We start from the raw sequence: 17243 nt of genomic DNA, 5'->3' as shown, positions 1-17243 counted from the left end.
CGGAGTTCGACACGAAATTGCCGTTGGCGTCGGTCGTCCAGACCGTATAGGAACCGCTGCCGGAATCCTTCCAGGCGACGAGGTAGGTGCTCCCGTTCTGCTCCGCACCAATCGGAGCCCAACCACCATACGCTCCAGCAATAACTGCGGAGCCGCCATTCTTGAGTTCCGGGCCGTTGCCGCCGGCAACTGGATTCATGAAATAGTTGTTGCCACTCTGGACCAGGCTTGTCGCACCTAGCGCCTCGATGACAACAGGCGCGACCTGGCTGATCAGTGTGGTGTTCGAGACCGTCCCATCGGCAAACTGGAAATTCTCCACGCCGGTGACAGTATCGGTGCCATCGGGCACGCCTGAGCGTTGGTCTGCGATTGTGAACGTCTGGCTGTTCGCGTCGTAGGTAATGACGTAGTTCGCCTCATTGCCCGAATACACCGCGGTATCAGTCCCCACGCCACCGATGATGGTGTCGTTGCCGCCGCCGCCGGTGATGGTGTCGTTGCCCGAACCGCCATTCAGCACGTTGGCGATGGCGTTGCCGGTCATCGTGTCGTTGCCGGTGCCGCCGATGGCGTTGTCGATGTAGGACCGGGCGTCGTTATTGTAGAGATAGGCGTTGTAGACGTTGCCTGCCGCATAGTGGCCGTTGCCGAGATAGGCCAGTTGCGTGCTTGAAAACACCGACGATGCGCCGGGGTTGAGATTGATGGTCAGGTTCGTCGTATAATTCGACAGGTCGTAGGTATCGACGCCACCACCATCCCAGATCGTCTCGTAGATGCGGTTGGCCGAACCACCGACTCCGCCGCCCGGCGCAAGCTGCGCGACGCCGTTGATGAATTCCTGTCCGGTGGTCGGGCTCCAGGTATAGACGGTGTTCTCGTTGTGGGTCGTGTAGTTCGCGCCGTACATCGTTTGCAGCGCGAGGATATCGTTCGCCATATAGGTCTGCGGATACCCATAGGACTCGTTGGTGTAGCCGGTCAGCGGCCCACCGACATAGCTGCGGTAGCTCATGACGGTGTATTCGGAATCGTCATGCGCACTCGGCACCGCGACATTGGCGGGGCCGCCGGTCTCCTGGCTGTGCTTCAGGCCGAAAGCGTGACCGAGCTCGTGCAGCGCGGTCGCGAAATAATAGTTGCCGAGCGAGGCCTGCGAATAATCGTATGCGGTTCCGAACCAGACGTCGCCGCCGGACGCATAGCTGTTCGGATAGTAGGCGTAAGAGGTCGGATTGGCGGCCGGCGACTGCGCCACCATGATATCCGCGCCGTTGGTCCCGGCGTACTGGATGGTGGCGTTGGTGTAGCTTTGGATCAGCCCGATCGCGTAGTTGACCGCAGCCTGCATCTGGCTCGGGGCCTGCGAGAAGCCCGACGTGGTCGGCTCGCCGTTACCCCCGGTGTAGGGGCTCGGATAGTCGCTCGAGGAATCCGGAAAGCTATAGGTAATCGTGCCGGTCCATCCATAGCCGGACAGCATTCCATCGATGTCAGCGTTGCCGGTTGCGCCGATAGTAACCGCGGTGGCCAATGATCCTCTCCCGGGAACGCCGACACGCGCCTGATTCGCGGTGCCGCGCCAATTCTAGAGGCTCGTTTTATACGTTTGGTTTAATTTGGGTAGGTTGTGCGAAGCCGCCCTGATAACGACTTGTTAATCCGTCTTGCTGTGTTTACACGGGGTCGGACGTGACCACCGCGGCAATCTTGAGGTAACCCATGGGACCGTTCCGCCCTGCGGCCGGCCTTTTCGTGGCCCTCGCCGCGCTCGCCAGCCCGGATCACCCGTTCCTGGAGGGACAGCCTGTCATGGCCAGCAAAGCCGAGGCGCAGGAAGCTGGAAAACCCGGGCGCGCCGCAATCATGCCGCCCGCGCGCGATCCCTCCATTGCCGTCGCCGAGGAGTACGAGCTTGCTCGCCGAAAGGGAACGGCCGAGGCGCTGGAGCTGTTCATTGCCCGCCACGGCGACGACCCGCTCGCAGAGAAGGCTCGCGCCGACCTGAAGCGCCTGTCGCGCTGAACCGGGCGCCATCGCGCGTCAGCCCCACGTTTTCGCCGACGACACCAGCGCCCAGCGAGGCTTGCCGCCTGATCGCTGGGCACTATGGTAGGCGCGCAATTCGCTCCGGAGCTCGCACAAATGCCTTTCCCGCATGCCTCACAGGCCCTGTCGCGCTTTACCGTGCTCGATCTGACCCGCGTCCGGTCTGGTCCCACTTGTGTGCGACAGCTCGCGGACTGGGGCGCCAACGTCATCAAGATCGACGCCCTCACGGAGGATGCCGGCGGCGAGCAGCCGGGTGGACCGCGGCACGGGGCGGACTTCCAGAATTTGCACCGCAACAAGCGGGCGATGACGCTCAATCTGAAGGACCCGAGGGGGCTGGAGGTGTTCAAGTGCCTCGCCGCCAAGGCCGACGTCGTGGTCGAAAATTTCCGACCCGACGTGAAGAAGAAGCTCGGCATCGACTATGAGAGCCTGCGCGCGATCAACCCGCGCCTAGTTTATGGCAGCATCTCCGGCTTCGGCCAGGACGGCCCTTACCACAAGCGGCCGGGCTTCGATCAGATCGCGCAGGGCATGGGCGGCCTGATGTCGATCACGGGGGCGCCGGGCGGCGGTCCGATGCGAGTGGGCATTCCCGTCGCCGATCTCACGGCCGGGCTGTTCTGTGCCATCGGCATTCTCACTGCGCTGCTCGAGCGCGACGTCTCCGGCGAGGGCCAGTGGGTGCAGACCTCGCTGTTGCAGGCGCAGATCTTCATGCTCGACTTCCAGGCCGCGCGCTGGCTGGTGGAGAAGGAAGTCGCCAAACAGGCCGGCAACAATCATCCGACCAGCATTCCGACTGGTGTGTTCAAGACCTCCGACGGCTACATCAATATCGCTACCACCGGCGGGCGGATCTGGGAGCGCTGCGCGCAGGCGATCGGCGCGCCCGAGCTCGTCGCCAATCCGGACTACGTGACGGCGCCCGCGCGCTCGAAGAACCGCGATGCGCTCAACGCCGAGATCGAGAAGCGCACGGTCGCGAAATCGACCGAGACCTGGGTCAGGGAGCTCAACGAGGCGGGCGTGCCCTGCGGGCCGATCTATTCGATCGACCAGATGTTCGACGATGCGCAGGTCAGGCATCTCGGCATCGCGCAGGACGTGCCGAACGCGGAGAACCGTCACATCCGCCTGGTCGGCCAGCCCGTCACGCTGTCGCGCACGCCGAGCACGATGGTGGCACGGCCGCCGGAATTCGGCGAGCAGACCGACGAGGTGCTGGCCGAGTTCGGGTTCAGCGCCGATGAGATTGCCGGGCTGCGCCAGGCAAAGGTCGTGTGAAGGCTATAGGGCGAGCACACATGCGAGCGGCGCGAGGTGCAACGCCCCAAATGACAAAGCCCGGCGCAGGCCGGGCCTTGCAGCAGGACTTCAGAACGGAGATCAGTACTTCGCGACGACCGGGCCGCCACCGAACTGATAGTTGACGCCGACACGGAGGATGTTGTCGCGGAGCGCCGAGGAGTAGGAAACGCCGGCGTCGGTCCGCCGCGGGACCAGGATGGTCGTCGCAATCGGTCCGGTGCTCACTGAACCGAGATCCATGTAGAGGTATTCGAGCTTCGCGGTCCAATTGCCGCCGATCTTGCCTTCAACGCCAGCCCCCACGGTCCAGCCGACTTGCGTCGACGAGGTGCCCGGGAAGGTCACGGTGACGGGAACGCCACCGACGCCGTTTCCGGTGACGCTGCCGCCAGTCTTGAATTCGCCATAGGCAAGGCCGCCGGTCCCATAGAGCAGGATGCTTGGCGTGACGAGGATACCGGCGCGGCCGCGCACGGTACCGAACCAGGACAGCTTCTGGGTCAGCGTGGTGGTGATGTCGGTGGTGCCGCCGTTCGCGCAACCGACGCAGACAAGGTTGCTGGAGCCCTTCTGGTCGCTGCCCTGAATGTCGGCTTCGAGGCCCAACACCCAGTTCTGGACCTGCCAATTGTAGCCGACCTGACCTCCGCCGATCACGCCATCGACATCGTTGCTCGAGGTATTGGTGAACAGCGTGGCGCCCGTTGCCAGATTCGAAATGTCGACAGAGTTGCTCGACCGGCCCCAGCCATAGCCGATATTGCCGCCGACGTAGAAACCGGTCCAGCCATAGACAGTCGCGACAACCGGCGGCGCCTTGACGTAGGGCTTGGGCGCCGTCAGATCGGCAGCCATCGCGCTCGTTGCAAGCAGCGAAACAACCGCCGCGACGCCAATCGTCATGCGCTTCATGTGAGTCCTCTCTGCACAAGTTCGCGATCAGAGTACTCGCGCCGGCTCCCGATGGCTGTTACGCATCGGCAACAGGACGATCGAGGAGCACGGTCAGCTACGACGCGCAGTTGGATTTTTAGGTTTATCGCGCCATTTATCGAGACGTTGACGTCCCACCCTGCGTCAACCCGACACGCCCGATCAGACCATCGATGACGGGCCAGAACAGCAGGAGAATCGCCAGCGTCGTGATCGAGCCGACCAGCCCGTTCGACCAGAACACCCTGAGGTCGCCACCTGAACCGATCATCGACAGGCGGAAGGCGTCCTCGGCGCGATTGCCGAGCACGAGCGCCAGGGTGAAGGGCGCCAGGGGAATGCCGATCTTCTTGAAGACGTAGCCGACGACGCCGAAGCCCAGCATGAGCCAGATGTCGAACATCGCATTCTGGATGGCGTAGGCGCCGATCGCGCAGGACACCACGATCATCGGCGCGACCGCGGCGAAGGGCACGCGCAAGATCGAAGCAAAGATCGGCACCGTGGTCAGCACCAGCACGAGACCGACGACATTGCCGAGATACATCGAGGCGATCAGGCCCCAGACGAAATCCTTGTGCTCGACGAACAACAACGGCCCCGGATTGAGGCCCCACACCATCAAACCGCCAAGCAGGATGGCCGCCGTTCCCGAACCGGGGATGCCGAGCGCGAGCATCGGCAGCAGCGCCGAGGTGCCGGAGGCGTGCGCGGCCGTTTCCGGCGCGAACACGCCCTCGATGCGCCCCTTGCCGAAGCTTTGGGGATCCTTGGCGAAGCGCTTGGCGAGATTGTAGCCCATGAAGGAAGCAGCGATCGCGCCGCCCGGCGTGATGCCGAGCCAGCAGCCGATGAAGGAGGAGCGTAGCAGCGTCACCCAGTATTTCGGCAGATCCTTCCACACCGACAGCACGATGCGCAGCGAAATGCTCGCGGCGTGCCCGCGCAGCGCCAGCCGCTCCTCCATCGTCAGGAGGATCTCGCTGATGCCGAAGAGCCCGATGACGGCGACGAGGAAGTTGATGCCGCGGAGCAGCTCGGCGGAGCCGAACGTCATGCGCAATTGGCCGGACACGGTGTCCATGCCGATGCCGGCGAGCAAAAGGCCGAGCGACATCGAAATGACGGTCTTGTGCTTGGCCTCGCGCCCCAGACCGACGAAGGAGCAGAAAGTCAGGAGGTACACCGCGAAGAACTCGGGAGGGCCGAATTTGAGCGCGAAGGACGAGATCAGCGGTGCGAGGAAGGTGATCAGCAGCACCGCGACCAGCGAGCCGACGAAAGAGGAGGTGAACGCCGCGGTGAGCGCTTCCGCCGCCCGGCCCTGCTGTGCCATCGGGTAGCCGTCGAAGGTGGTCGCCACCGACCAGGCCTCGCCGGGGATGTTGAACAGGATCGAGGTGATGGCGCCGCCGAACAGTGCGCCCCAATAGATGCAGGAGAGCATCACGATCGCCGAGGTCGGATCCATCGTGAAAGTCAGCGGCAGCAGGATGGCGACGCCGTTGGGGCCGCCGAGCCCCGGCAGCACGCCGACGAAGATGCCGAGCACGAGCCCGACCATCATCAGGACCAGCGTCTTCCAGGTGAGCAGGACGGCAAAGCCGTGGACGAGGAGACCGAACGCTTCCATCGTTGGCAGCCCTAGAAACCGAAGGCCGCTTCGAGCGGTCCCTTCGGCATGATGACGTCGAAGGCGACGTCGAAGGTGACGAACATGATCGCCGTGAACACAAGAGCGGTGAGCAGCGACTTCCACAGCGCAATCTTGCCGATCAGCCGCATGAAGCCCGCGATCAGGAGGAGGCTCGCGACATAGAGTCCGAGGAACTGCGTCACCAGGCAGAACAGAAGCGTCGGCGCGAACACCGCCATCACGCGGCGGGCCTGCGCGCGGGTAACGAAGGGTTCGCTTCCGGCACGCCGCACAAGCAGCGCCGCGACGAGGCCATAGAGGCTTCCACCAGCGAGGACGACGCACAGATAGAACGGGAAGTAGCCAGGCTCGGGCCCGGTCGAATCCCAGGAAATGCCGGTGCGCCAATTGTCGTAGCCGAGCGTGGTGGCGAGCGCGAGCAGCAGGAGGCAGACGACGATCTCGATCGTGCCGGAACTGACGACGGAGGGGGAGTCGTCTTCAGGCGCGGTCGGATCGTCGACGACGATTTCGATATCGGTTTGAGACATGAGCGAACAACAACCACTGCGGCCGATCCCTCTCCCCCGCTTGCGGGGAGAGGGTTAGGGTGAGGGGGAGTCTCCACGGGGAAGGTGAGAGCTGAACTCGTGGAGAGTCCCCCTCACCCGAATGGCACCTGACGATGCGATCCGACCTCCCCCCACAAGTGGGGCGAGGTGAAGACGGCTACTTCGCAACGAACCCCGCCTCCGTCATCAGCGACTTGTTCAGCGCGTCGTCCTCCTCGAGGAACTGCACCATGTCCTTGCCGGTGAGGAAGATCGGCTTCAGGGCCTGCTTCTCCATGTAATCCTTGTACTCGGGCGTCTGCGTCACCTTCTGGAAGAGGTCGACATAGAAAGCCTGCTGCTCCGCCGAGACCTTGCCAGGCAAGAACATCGCGCGCAGCATCAGGTACTGGATGTCCAGCCCCTCCTCCTTGCAGGTCGGGATGTCGTGCCAGGACTGCGTCTCCGTCACCTTGGTGGTGTAGGAGATGCGCTCCTTGTCGAATACGCAGAGCGCTCGCACCTGTCCTGCGCGCCAGACTTCGAGATTTTCGCTTGGGTTGTTGACGTTGGATTCGGTGTGGTTGCCGACGAGCTGGGTCGCGGCCTCGCCGCCTGATTTGTAGGGCAGATAAGAGAATTTCGCGCCGGTCTTCTGCTCGAGGAAGACGGTCAGCACGTGATCCTCGCGCTTGGAGCCGGTGCCGCCCATCTTGAACGGGGAGCTTGCGGCCTTCGCCGCCTCGATGAACTCCTTCACCGATTTCGGCCCCGCCGCATTGTCCCACAGCACGAACTGGTCGAGCGCGATCACCGAGACCGGCGTCAGTTCGCGCCAGTTGAACGGGATCCTGGCCGACAGTGGCAGCATGTAGATCAGCGAGTAGGCGATCAGCACCTTGTTCGGATCGCCCTCGCTGGACTTCATGTACATCAGCGCTTCGGCGCCGGAGGCACCGCCCTTAAGCGACACCACCATCGGCTGCTTCATCAGATTGTTCTTCTGGATCGCGGCCTGCATCATTCGCGCCATCTGGTCGGAGGCGCCGCCCGCACCGGCTGCGACCACGATCTCGACAGGCTTGGTCGGCTCCCAGCCGGCGAAGGCCGGCGCGCTCATCAACAGGGCCGCCGCAGCTCCGGCGGCCTTCACTGGAATTCGCACGAGTTTCGTCCCCTGGTTCTTATTGGCTTTGTGATGCCGGGAAATCTATCGGTGCATTGTGCGGACTTATACTGACGAGTTCAAGCTTGCGGACATTCCGCCGCATATGACTTTCGGCTGACGGAACGCGCGCAAACAAACCGGGGTCCTACTTGCCCTTCCAGTTCGGCGCGCGCTTGTTGAGGAAGGCATCCATGCCCTCGCGAAAATCTTCGCTCATATAGGCCTTGAGGATCAGATCCTCGCCTTCTTCACGCGACAGCGTGCGACGAATGCGGCGCACTGCCTCCTTGGTGGCTTCCAGCGTGAGCGGCGCGTGACTTGCGACGAGCTTGGCAGTCTCGTCGGCGCGGCGCTGAAGCGTCTCGACGTCAGGAACGACCTCATTGAGCAGGCCGAGCGCCAGGGCCTCCGGCGCCTCGACGAGGCGCGCCTTGAAGATCAGGTCCTTGGTGCGGGCAGGTCCCACCAACGAGACGACGCGGCTGATGTTCGACATCGACAGGCAGTTGCCGAGCGTGCGCGCGATCGGAAAGCCGATGCGGGTGGATTCCGTGCCGATGCGAATGTCGCAACAGGCCGCAATCCCTGCGCCGCCGCCGGTGCAGGCCCCCGCGATCGCCGCGATGACGGGGACGCGGCACTGCTCCAGCGTGCCGAGCACACGATCGATCCGCGCCTCGTAGTCGAGCGCATCCTGCGCGGTCTTGAAGGCGCGGAACTGCGAGATGTCGGTACCCGAGGCGAACGCCTTGTCGCCGGCGCCGGTCAGGATCAGTGCCTTGATCGAACGATCTGCATTGATGGCCTGGCAGATCTCCGCCATGCGCTCATACATGGCAAAGGTCAGCGCGTTGCGCGCCTGCGGACGATTGAAGGTGATGCGCGCAATGCCGTCCGTGACGGAGTAGAGCAGGTCTTCGCTGGCAGTCACGGGTGCGTTCATCGCGCGCTCTCTTTCTTCACTGGAGCATGATCCGGAAAAATGTGCAGCGGTTTTCCGAAAAGATCATGCTCAAAAAAATAAACCCCAAAGCGCGATGACTACTCATCGCGCTTTAGATTGAGTTCAGGCGACTTGAGCCTTGGTCATCGGCACCGCGTCGCGTCCCTTGAGGACGTCCATGGCCGCCAGCACGCCGCCGCTCCGATGCGGGACCTTTGCAAGATCGAGGCCCATCTCGACGCCGGACAGCGTGCCCATCAGCATCAGATCGTTGAAATGGCCGATATGGCCGATCCGAAACACCTTGCCCTTCACCTTGTTCAGGCCGGTGCCGAGCGACATGTCAAAGTTCTCGAGCACCACTTTGCGGAAATTGTCGGCGTCATGACCCTCGGGCATGCGCACACCCGTGAGCGCCGGCGAATGCGCGTTGGGATCCGCGCACTGCGTCTCCAGGCCCCAGACCTTGATCGCCGCGCGCGTCGCGGCGCTATGGCGCTTGTGGCGGGTCCAGACGTTCTCTAGCCCCTCCTCTTCCAGCATCTTGACCGCCTCGCGCAGGCCGAAAAGAAGGTTGGTCGCGGGCGTGTAGGGGAAGGTGCCGGCCTTGTTGAAGGCGATGACCTCCTGCCAGTCCCAATAGGAGCGCATGCCCTGGTTAGACTTGGCGACGGCCAGCGCCTTCTCGGAGACGGCGTTGAAGCCAAGGCCCGGTGGCAGCATCAGGCCCTTCTGGGAGCCTGCGACCGAGACGTCGATGCCCCAGGCATCGTGCTCATATTCCATCGAGCCGAGGCCGGAGATGGTGTCGACCATCAAGAGCGCCGGGTGCTTCACGCGGTCGAGGATCTTGCGCACCTCCGCGGGCGGCGTCACGCAGCCCGTCGAGGTCTCGTTATGCACGACGCAGACCGCCTTGATCTCGTGCTGCTTGTCGGCGGACAGGCGCTGTTCGATCTCGGCCAGATCAGCGCCATGGCGCCAGTCGCTCGGGATGAAGTCGACGTCGAGCTTGAACTTGTCGGCGATGCCGCGCCACAGCACGGCGAATTGGCCGGTCTCGCACATCAAAACCTTGTCGCCGGGCGAGAGCACATTGACCATCGCCGCTTCCCAGGCGCCGGTTCCGGAGGAGGGATAGATGATTACGGGCTGCTTGGTGCGGAAAACCCGCTGCATCGCGGCCAAAACGGCAAAACCGATCTCGGCGAACTCCGGACCGCGGTGGTCCAGCGTCGGCATGTCCATCGCCCGCAACACCCGGTCGGGCACGTTGGTCGGTCCTGGAATCTGGAGAAAATGCCTTCCAGTATGCACGGTCATAGGCGTCCTTCCCGGTCTAGCCTTGGTTTTGATGGCCGCCGAATAGCACCATTTGACGGGCTTGTCCCCCTCTCCTAGGGGCCTCCCATGCATAACCGGCGACCCCCGCCCGGACGCCCTCCCCCTACTCCGCGGCAACCACCTTTCCGGTCGGCACGCGCCCCTCGATCTCCGTGAACGGACGCTCCGGGTGCATCAGGAAGGCCGAGAAGCCGCCGAGCAGCAAAAGCCCCATCGACATCAGGAACGGCAGGTACCAATTCCCGGTCGCGTCGATCACGAACCCCGCGACCAGCGGCGACACGATGGCGGCGAAGGCGGACCCCGTGTTCATGATGCCCGATGCGGTGCCGGAATATTTCGGGGCAATGTCCATCGGGATCGACCACATCGGACCGATCACCAGCTCCGCGCAGAAGAAGCCCGCCGACAGACAGAGCGCGACGATCGTGATGTCATGGATGAACAGGATCGGCAGCAGCGACAGAAGCGCTCCGGCAAATCCCATAACGGTCACGCTCAGCCGCGCGAAGCGAACATTGCCGGTGCGATCGAGAATCCGATCCGACAGCACGCCGCCGACGCTGTCGCCGACCACGCCGGCGAAGAAAACGCCCGAGGCGAACAGCGCCGAGTTCTTGATGTCGAGATTGTAGCTGTTCTTGAAGAACAGCGGCAGCCAGTTGAGATAGAGCCACAGGCACCAGCCGTAGCAGAAATAGGTCAGCGTCACCGGCCACATGCGGGCGAGCAGCGGCCCCCACGGCACGCGCGGCCGGTCACCGACGGGACGCGGCGGCAGCGCTGCGAGCTCGGTTTCCGTGATCGAAGCATGCTCCTTCGGCTCGTTGCGGAAGTACCAGACCCAGATGAAACCCCACACTAGGCTCACGAAACCAAGCACGACGAACGCGCCGCGCCAGGTCAGCCAGAGGATCAGCAGCGCCACGACGGGCGGCGTTATCGCATTGCCCAGCCGTGCGAAGGAGTGAGTGAGCCCTTGCGCAAAACCGCGGCGGTTCGCGGGCGTCCAGTATTGCATCGCGCGCGTCGCAGTGGGGAAGGTCGCACCCTCGCCGAAGCCGAGCGCGAAGCGCGCGATGAACAGCGCGGCAAGACCGTGCACGAAGCCGGTCATCATCGTCGCCACGGCCCAGATCATGCCGCACCAGAACAGCGTCTTGCGCGGCCCGAAATGATCGCCAACCCAGCCGCCGATCACCTGGAACAGCAGATACGGATAGGCGAAGGCAGAGAAGACGAGGCCGAGCTGAGTGTTGGAAAGACCGAGCTCCTTCTGGATCTCGCCGGCTGCCGTGCCGATGTTCACCCGGTCGACATAGGTGATGAAATACATCGCACAGAGCATTGCCAGCACGACATGCGTGGCCTTGAACCGAACCTTCATCTCCACCCCACCCTATCTGTTGTTCTGGATTGTCGGTGCGCGGCCCATCCTAGGTGCCGACCACTTTCAGGTGCGGTGAGGAATTGCTCTGCGTGCGCTGCTCGAAGTACTTCATCGCGGCATCGACGCCGCCGGAGCGGTGCGGGACGCCGGCAACGGAAAGCCCCATCTCTACACCGGTCAGCGCGCCGAGCAGCGTCAGCTCGTTGCATTCGCCGAGATGGCCGATCCGGAAGACCTTGCCGGCAACCTTCGACAGGCCAGCGCCGAGCGACATGTTGAAATTGTCGAGCACGGTCTTGCGGAATTGATCGGCGTCATGTCCGGGCGGCATCAGCACCGCCGTCAGCACCGGCGAGAATTCGCTGGGCTCCTGGCACAGCACTTCGAGGCCCCAATGACCGACGGCGGCGCGCGTCGCCGCCGCAAGCCGCTGATGCCTGGCGAAGACGTTGTCGAGGCCCTCGTCGAGCAGCATCGCGATCGCCTCGCGCAAGCCATAGAGCAGGTTCGTCGCCGGCGTGTAGGGGAAGAAGCCTTTTGCATTGGGCTTCAGCATCTCCTCCCAATCGAAATAGGAGCGCGGCATCTTGTTGGTCTTGGAGGCAGTACGAGCCTTCTCCGAGATCGCATTGAAGCCGAGGCCGGGCGGCAGCATGAAGCCCTTCTGCGAGCAGCTCACGCTGACATCGACCTTCCACTCCTCATGCCGGTAGTCGACCGAGCCGAGCGAGGAAATGGTGTCGACCATCAGGAGCGCCGGGTGGCCAGTGCGGTCGATCGCGGCGCGGATGTCGGGAATCCGGCTGGTTGCGCCGGTCGAGGTCTCGTTGTGGACGACCATCACCGCCTTGATCGTGTGCGCCGTATCCGCCGTGAGCCTGGCTTCGATCTGGGCGGGGTCGGCGCCACGGCGCCAATCGCCGGGGATGAAATCGACCTCGATGCCGAAGCGTCGCGCCATCTGGCGCCACAGGGTCGCGAAGTGGCCGGTCTCGACCATCAGCACCTTGTCGCCCGGCGACAGCGTGTTGACGATCGCAGCCTCCCAGGCGCCGGTCCCCGAGGACGGGAAGATCACCACCGGCCCTGACGTCTGGAAGATTTTCTGGCTGCCTTCGAGCACGGCGCGGCCGAGTTCGGCGAACTCCGCGCTCCGGTGGTCGATCACCGGCATGTCCATCGCGCGCAGAACGCGGTCGGGCACGGGGCTGGGGCCTGGAATCTGGAGGAAATGGCGTCCCTGGTGCATGAAAACCTCCGTATGGGCGGACCGTGGCCAGCTCATCCGTTATTTTGCATTCATTTTTTGTCCTTTCAATCTAAATTTGGTATTCGATTGTGGACGTCGACGCCACGCAAACGGCAAACTACTGTCCTGCATATGAAATCCACGATTCCCGAAACCGGGGTTCCGATCGCCCACCCGGCCGGCAATGGCGGCGACCGCCAGGAGGTCTCGCTCCACGGCGAGATCCTGCTGCGGCTGCGCGACTATGTGGTGGAAGGCAACATCCCCGAGGGCGCACGCGTTCCCGAGCGGCAGCTCTGCGAGATGCTCGGCATCTCCCGCACGCCCTTGCGCGAAGCGCTCAAGGTGCTCGCCGCCGAGGGCCTGATCGAGCTTCTGCCCAACCGCGGCGCGCGGGTGCGCCAGCTCAGCCAGCGCGATCTCGAGGAACTCTTCGACGTGATGGCAGGCCTGGAAAGCCTGGCCGGACGCCTCGCCTGCGAAGCCATTACCGATGATGAAATCGCCGAGATCGAGCGGTTGCATTACGAGATGTATGGCCACTATCTGCACCGCGACATGCCCGGCTACTTCCAGACCAACCAGCGCATTCACGAATGCATCGTCGCAGCCGCGCGCAACGAGACGCTGAAGGCCGCCTACGCCAACTTCGCAGGGCGGATCCGCCGGATCCGCTACTCGGCCAATTTCGCGCGCAAGCGGCAGCGCTGGGGCGAGGCCATGCGCGAGCATGAGGCGATCCTCGACGCGCTCCGCCGCCGCGCCGGGAGCGAGCTCAGCGACATCCTGTTCCAGCATCTGCGCAACAAGCGGACGGCCGCGATCGAGCACCTGACCGAGCCCGATGGGGATATGCCGGTATCGCCCTAAATGGGCGGCCAGCTTGCCCACTATGAATTCACAATGTAATCGGTCTCAGACAATAATGAATAATCCAATGCGGTGGGACAGCCCCGTTGGATCACCTCAGGATCAGGGATGATGAACGCCTCATCGCTCGAACGGCGCCTGCGCTCGGAATTGACCGGCGACGTGCTGTTCGACGCCTTCAGCCGCGGCCGCTATGCGACCGACGCCTCGTTCTATCAGATCATGCCGGCCGGCGTGGTCGTCCCGAAGACCATGGACGAGGCGCTGCGGGCGCTGGCCATTGCCCGCGACGGGGGCCTGAAGGTGACCCCGCGCGGCGGCGGCACCTCGCAATGCGGCCAGACCATCAATGACGGCCTCGTCATTGATGTCTCAAAGCATCTGAACCAAATCCTCTCGCTCGACGTCCAGAACCGCACGTGCGTGGTCGAGCCCGGCATCGTGCTCGACGATCTCAACCGCCAGCTCAAAAAGCACGGCCTGTGGTTCCCGGTCGACGTCTCCACGGCGTCACGCGCCACCATCGGCGGCATGGCCGGCAACAATTCCTGCGGCGGCCGCTCGCTGCGCTACGGCACCATGCGCGACAACACGCTGTCGATGGAAGCCGCGCTTGCCGACGGCACGATAGCTGGCTTCGGCGAGGTCCCGCGCGATCTCACTCAAGTGAACGCCGGCGACAGTGCGCTTGCACTGTTCCGCGACATGCTCGATCTCGGCGCGCGCGAGGCCGACGAGATCGCGGACAGGTTTCCGAAGGTGCAGCGCCGCGTCGGCGGCTACAACCTCGATGCGCTCACTCCGCGCAATGCGCCGAACAACATGGCGCATCTTCTGGTCGGCTCCGAAGGCACCCTCGCCTTCACCACCAAGGTCGAGCTGAAGCTCTGGCCCGTGATCCGCAACAAAGCCCTCGGCGTCTGTCATTTCGGCAGCTTCTACGAGGCGATGGATGCGGCCCAGCATCTGGTCAAGCTCAAGCCGATCGCGGTCGAGCTCGTCGACCGCACCATGATCGCGCTCGGGCGCGACATCGCGATGTTTCGGCCCATCATCGGCGCCGCCATCAAGGACGATCCGGATGTGGTGCTGGTGGTGGAGTTCGCTGAGGAGGACCAGGCGACCAATTTGCAGCGCCTGAAGCAGCTCGCTGAGCTGATGGGCGATCTCGGCTTCGGCTGGACCAACAACAAGCGCAAATGGGGCGGCGTGGTTGATATCACCGAGCCCGCACTTCAAAGCGGCATCGCCGATTTCCGCGCCGCCGGCCTCAACGTCATGATGTCGATGAAGCAGGAGGGCAAGCCGGTTTCCTTCGTCGAGGACTGCGCGGTGCCGCTGCCGCACCTCGCCGATTACACCGCGCGGCTGAACGAGGTTTTTGCGAGGCACGGCACTAGCGGCACGATGTATGCGCACGCCTCCGAAGGCTGCCTCCATGTGCGCCCCGTACTGAACCTGAAGCTGGAGAAGGACGTGAAGGCAATGCGCGCCATCGCCGAAGAGGCCTTCGCGATGGTGCGCGAGTACAAGGGCTCGCATTCCGGCGAGCATGGCGACGGCATCGTGCGCTCGGAGTTTCACGAAACGATGTTCGGCGAGCGGCTCGTCGCAGACTTCAGGGAAGTGAAGCAGCGCTTCGATCCCGATGACGTTCTCAACCCCGGCAAGATCGTCGACGCTCCCAAGATGGACGACCGCTCGCTGTTCCGCTACCGGCCGGACTATCGCGTCGCTGATTTGAAGACGAAGCTCGACTGGTCCGTTTATCCTGGCGCCGGCGGCGGCTTCCAGGGCGCGGTCGAGATGTGCAACAACAACGGCGCCTGCCGAAAGCTCGAGGGCGGCGTGATGTGCCCGTCCTATCGCGCGACGCGCAACGAGAGGGACGTCACCCGCGGCCGCGCCAACACGCTGCGGCTCGCAATTTCCGGCCAGCTCGGCCCTGATGCGCTGTCCGCCGACGAGATGATGGAGACGCTGAAGCTTTGCGTCTCCTGCAAGGCCTGCCGCCATGAATGCCCGACCGGCGTCGACATGGCCAAGATGAAGATCGAGGTGCTGGCGGCGCGCGTTGCTTCTCGCGGTTTGACGCTGCGCGACCGCCTGGTCGGCTATTTGCCGCGCTATGCGGGCCTTGCCGCGCGCTTCGCGCCGCTTGCGAACCTGCGCAATCGCAGTGCTCTGCTGCGAAGGCTGTTCGAGGGTTTTGCAGGTATCAGCGCGCGCCGCGCCTTGCCCGCCTTCCGCAGCGATGTGTTTGCACCACCCGCAGAGGCGATTGGACCCATGGATGGCCGCGAGGTCGTGCTGTTCGCCGACACGTTCAATCGGATCTACGAGCGGGAAAACCTCGATGCAGCGCTGCGGGTGCTCGTCGCAGGCGGCTATCGCGTTCATCTGCCAAAGCCCGTGAGCGGCACGCGGCCGCTCTGCTGCGGCCGTACGTTCCTGTCCGCAGGTCTCGTCGACGAAGCGAAGGCCGAGCTCGACCGTCTCGTTGAGAGCTTCACGCCGTTCGCCGCGCGGGGCGTGCCGATCATCGGGCTCGAGCCGAGCTGCCTGTTGACGCTGCGCGACGAGCTGTTGTCGCTGCGCAAGGACGATGACGCCAGGGCGGTCAGCGCCCACGCCTTCACCTTCGAGGAGTTTCTGGTGCGCGAGGCGGAGGCCGGTCGCCTGCAATTGCCGCTCGGCGCGATCGCCGAGAAGGCGCTCGTGCACGGCCATTGCCACCAAAAATCCTTTGGCGCGTTCAAGCCGGTCGAGCAGGTGCTGCGCCTCGTTCCCGGCTTGAAAGTCGAGACCATCGAGTCGAGCTGCTGCGGCATGGCTGGCGCCTTCGGCTATGGCGCGGACACTTACGATGCCTCGATCGAGATGGCCGAGCTGTCGCTGCTGCCGGCCGTGCGGCGCGCGGGCCAGACAACCCTGGTGGTCGCCGACGGAACTTCCTGCCGGCACCAGATTCACGACGGCGCGCAACGCGACGCCCTGCATGTCGCGCGCGTGCTCGCCATGAGCCTCGATCGCGCCAACGCAAATCCGACAACCCCACCACACAAGGACATTCCAAATGGCTGAACTCACTCTCGACACCGCCCGCAATATCCTCGACGCCGCCTTCGCGAAGGCTGGGGAGCTGAAGCTGAAGCCGCTGGTCATCACCATCCTGGATGCGCGCGGCGTCCTCAAGCTCGCGGCGGCCCAGGACGGCACCAGCCTGATGCGCGCGGAGATCGCCCACGGCAAGGCCTATGGCGCGCTCGCGATGGGCATGGGATCGCGCGCCTTGTTCCAGCGCGCCCAGGAGCAGGCCTATTTCATCGACGCCGTGAACACCATCGCCAACGGCGCGCTGGTCCCGGTCCCCGGCGGCGTGCTGATACAGGACGGCACCACCCTGCTCGGCGCCGTCGGCGTCTCCGGCGACACCTCGGACAATGACGAAGCCTGCGCCGTCGCCGGCATCACGGCGGCCGGGTTGAAGGCTAACGCGGGATAACGCGCGTCAACCGAGGCTGACAGACCGTAGGTCGACCGAGCGTTAACCCTCACGTTGCTTGGCAAGCTGATTTGTGCGACGAAGCCTTGCAAAAGCTCGGTCTGTCGCCATGAAGCGCGCCAGCATTGGAGCGATCAGTTTCGCGGGATCGCTGATCGATTGCCCGTTTTCCCGGGTTAACGCCTCGGCGTAGGCGACAAGATCCCGATGAATGTTTGCCGGCAGTTCATGGATGACCTTGACAGGCTTGTCGTCGGCGAGAGCACCGATCTTGAGTTTGGCCATGGT

The 17243-nt window shown here is 63.9% G+C and carries 15 protein-coding genes; 5 read left to right on the top strand and 10 right to left on the bottom strand.

What is annotated here, in order from left to right:
* Positions 1-1537 (bottom strand): M10 family metallopeptidase C-terminal domain-containing protein (locus YUU_RS54705; protein WP_198031992.1); only part of this gene is annotated, 1537 nt, incomplete at its 3' end.
* 188 nt (positions 1538-1725) lie between these two features.
* Here YUU_RS54705 and YUU_RS0148175 point away from each other — a divergent pair.
* Together YUU_RS0148175 and YUU_RS0148170 are read left to right on the top strand one after the other, a co-directional pair.
* On the top strand, positions 1726-2028 hold the full coding sequence (locus YUU_RS0148175) for a hypothetical protein (RefSeq protein ID WP_027528525.1): 303 nt from the start codon (positions 1726-1728) through the stop codon (positions 2026-2028).
* Positions 2029-2148: 120 nt separating this feature from the next.
* Complete coding sequence (locus tag YUU_RS0148170) at positions 2149-3342, top strand: CaiB/BaiF CoA-transferase family protein (protein WP_027528524.1); 1194 nt, start codon at positions 2149-2151, stop codon at positions 3340-3342.
* A 102-nt stretch (positions 3343-3444) separates the two neighbouring features.
* On the opposite strand, the gene YUU_RS0148165 is transcribed toward YUU_RS0148170, so the two are convergent.
* From YUU_RS0148165 to YUU_RS0148130, 8 genes are all read right to left on the bottom strand, one after another.
* Positions 3445-4278: an outer membrane protein gene (locus YUU_RS0148165; protein WP_027528523.1), complete on the bottom strand. Its 834-nt coding sequence runs from the start codon at positions 4276-4278 to the stop codon at positions 3445-3447.
* A gap of 136 nt (positions 4279-4414) precedes the next feature.
* Entirely contained in the window at positions 4415-5932 is a 1518-nt protein-coding gene (locus YUU_RS0148160) for a tripartite tricarboxylate transporter permease (protein WP_027528522.1), read from the bottom strand.
* 11 nt (positions 5933-5943) lie between these two features.
* A complete protein-coding gene (locus YUU_RS0148155) occupies positions 5944-6486 on the bottom strand; it encodes a tripartite tricarboxylate transporter TctB family protein (RefSeq protein ID WP_027528521.1) in 543 nt (180 codons plus the stop codon).
* A 178-nt stretch (positions 6487-6664) separates the two neighbouring features.
* Positions 6665-7606 carry a tripartite tricarboxylate transporter substrate binding protein gene (locus YUU_RS0148150; RefSeq protein WP_156944994.1) on the bottom strand — a complete coding sequence of 314 codons (942 nt, stop codon included), beginning with the start codon at positions 7604-7606 and terminating at the stop codon, positions 6665-6667.
* 193 nt (positions 7607-7799) lie between these two features.
* Positions 7800-8597, bottom strand: a complete 798-nt coding sequence (locus YUU_RS0148145) for an enoyl-CoA hydratase/isomerase family protein (RefSeq protein ID WP_027528519.1) — start codon at positions 8595-8597, stop codon at positions 7800-7802.
* 123 nt (positions 8598-8720) lie between these two features.
* Positions 8721-9920 carry an alanine--glyoxylate aminotransferase family protein gene (locus tag YUU_RS0148140; protein WP_027528518.1) on the bottom strand — a complete coding sequence of 400 codons (1200 nt, stop codon included), beginning with the start codon at positions 9918-9920 and terminating at the stop codon, positions 8721-8723.
* A 124-nt stretch (positions 9921-10044) separates the two neighbouring features.
* Positions 10045-11328 (bottom strand): MFS transporter, encoded by a 1284-nt coding sequence (locus YUU_RS0148135; RefSeq protein WP_027528517.1) that lies wholly within the window; start codon positions 11326-11328, stop codon positions 10045-10047.
* Between the two features lie 49 nt (positions 11329-11377).
* Positions 11378-12580, bottom strand: a complete 1203-nt coding sequence (locus tag YUU_RS0148130; RefSeq protein ID WP_027528516.1) for an alanine--glyoxylate aminotransferase family protein — start codon at positions 12578-12580, stop codon at positions 11378-11380.
* A gap of 132 nt (positions 12581-12712) precedes the next feature.
* On the opposite strand from YUU_RS0148130, the gene YUU_RS0148125 reads away from it, so the two are divergent.
* From YUU_RS0148125 to YUU_RS0148115, 3 genes are all read left to right on the top strand, one after another.
* Positions 12713-13450, top strand: coding sequence for a GntR family transcriptional regulator (locus YUU_RS0148125; RefSeq protein WP_027528515.1), 738 nt, complete (start codon positions 12713-12715; stop codon positions 13448-13450).
* Between the two features lie 108 nt (positions 13451-13558).
* Positions 13559-16534, top strand: coding sequence for an FAD-binding and (Fe-S)-binding domain-containing protein (locus tag YUU_RS0148120; protein ID WP_027528514.1), 2976 nt, complete (start codon positions 13559-13561; stop codon positions 16532-16534).
* On the top strand, positions 16527-16955 hold the full coding sequence (locus YUU_RS0148115; RefSeq protein ID WP_027528513.1) for a heme-binding protein: 429 nt from the start codon (positions 16527-16529) through the stop codon (positions 16953-16955). The genes YUU_RS0148120 and YUU_RS0148115 overlap by 8 nt, the downstream gene beginning before the upstream one ends.
* Positions 16956-16997: 42 nt before the next feature.
* Here YUU_RS0148115 and YUU_RS0148110 read toward each other — a convergent pair whose 3' ends face one another.
* Positions 16998-17240 (bottom strand): DUF2274 domain-containing protein, encoded by a 243-nt coding sequence (locus YUU_RS0148110; protein ID WP_027528512.1) that lies wholly within the window; start codon positions 17238-17240, stop codon positions 16998-17000.
* Between the last annotated feature and the right edge of the window lie 3 nt (positions 17241-17243).

It is taken from the genome of Bradyrhizobium sp. Ec3.3, from assembly GCF_000472925.1.
Lineage (GTDB): Bacteria > Pseudomonadota > Alphaproteobacteria > Rhizobiales > Xanthobacteraceae > Bradyrhizobium.
Note: the sequence above shows the minus strand (reverse complement) of the source record. Positions and strands in the feature narration are given on the sequence as shown.

Coding starts and splice junctions, on each gene's coding strand:
- YUU_RS0148140 (WP_027528518.1), bottom strand. CDS start 9,920: ATGACCGTGCATACTGGAAGGCATTTTCTCCAGATTCCAGGACCGACC.
- YUU_RS0148165 (WP_027528523.1), bottom strand. CDS start 4,278: ATGAAGCGCATGACGATTGGCGTCGCGGCGGTTGTTTCGCTGCTTGCA.
- YUU_RS0148115 (WP_027528513.1), top strand. CDS start 16,527: ATGGCTGAACTCACTCTCGACACCGCCCGCAATATCCTCGACGCCGCC.
- YUU_RS0148175 (WP_027528525.1), top strand. CDS start 1,726: ATGGGACCGTTCCGCCCTGCGGCCGGCCTTTTCGTGGCCCTCGCCGCG.
- YUU_RS0148145 (WP_027528519.1), bottom strand. CDS start 8,597: ATGAACGCACCCGTGACTGCCAGCGAAGACCTGCTCTACTCCGTCACG.
- YUU_RS0148110 (WP_027528512.1), bottom strand. CDS start 17,240: ATGGCCAAACTCAAGATCGGTGCTCTCGCCGACGACAAGCCTGTCAAG.
- YUU_RS0148120 (WP_027528514.1), top strand. CDS start 13,559: ATGATGAACGCCTCATCGCTCGAACGGCGCCTGCGCTCGGAATTGACC.
- YUU_RS0148155 (WP_027528521.1), bottom strand. CDS start 6,486: ATGTCTCAAACCGATATCGAAATCGTCGTCGACGATCCGACCGCGCCT.
- YUU_RS0148160 (WP_027528522.1), bottom strand. CDS start 5,932: ATGGAAGCGTTCGGTCTCCTCGTCCACGGCTTTGCCGTCCTGCTCACC.
- YUU_RS0148135 (WP_027528517.1), bottom strand. CDS start 11,328: ATGAAGGTTCGGTTCAAGGCCACGCATGTCGTGCTGGCAATGCTCTGT.
- YUU_RS0148150 (WP_156944994.1), bottom strand. CDS start 7,606: ATGAGCGCGCCGGCCTTCGCCGGCTGGGAGCCGACCAAGCCTGTCGAG.
- YUU_RS0148130 (WP_027528516.1), bottom strand. CDS start 12,580: ATGCACCAGGGACGCCATTTCCTCCAGATTCCAGGCCCCAGCCCCGTG.
- YUU_RS0148170 (WP_027528524.1), top strand. CDS start 2,149: ATGCCTTTCCCGCATGCCTCACAGGCCCTGTCGCGCTTTACCGTGCTC.
- YUU_RS0148125 (WP_027528515.1), top strand. CDS start 12,713: ATGAAATCCACGATTCCCGAAACCGGGGTTCCGATCGCCCACCCGGCC.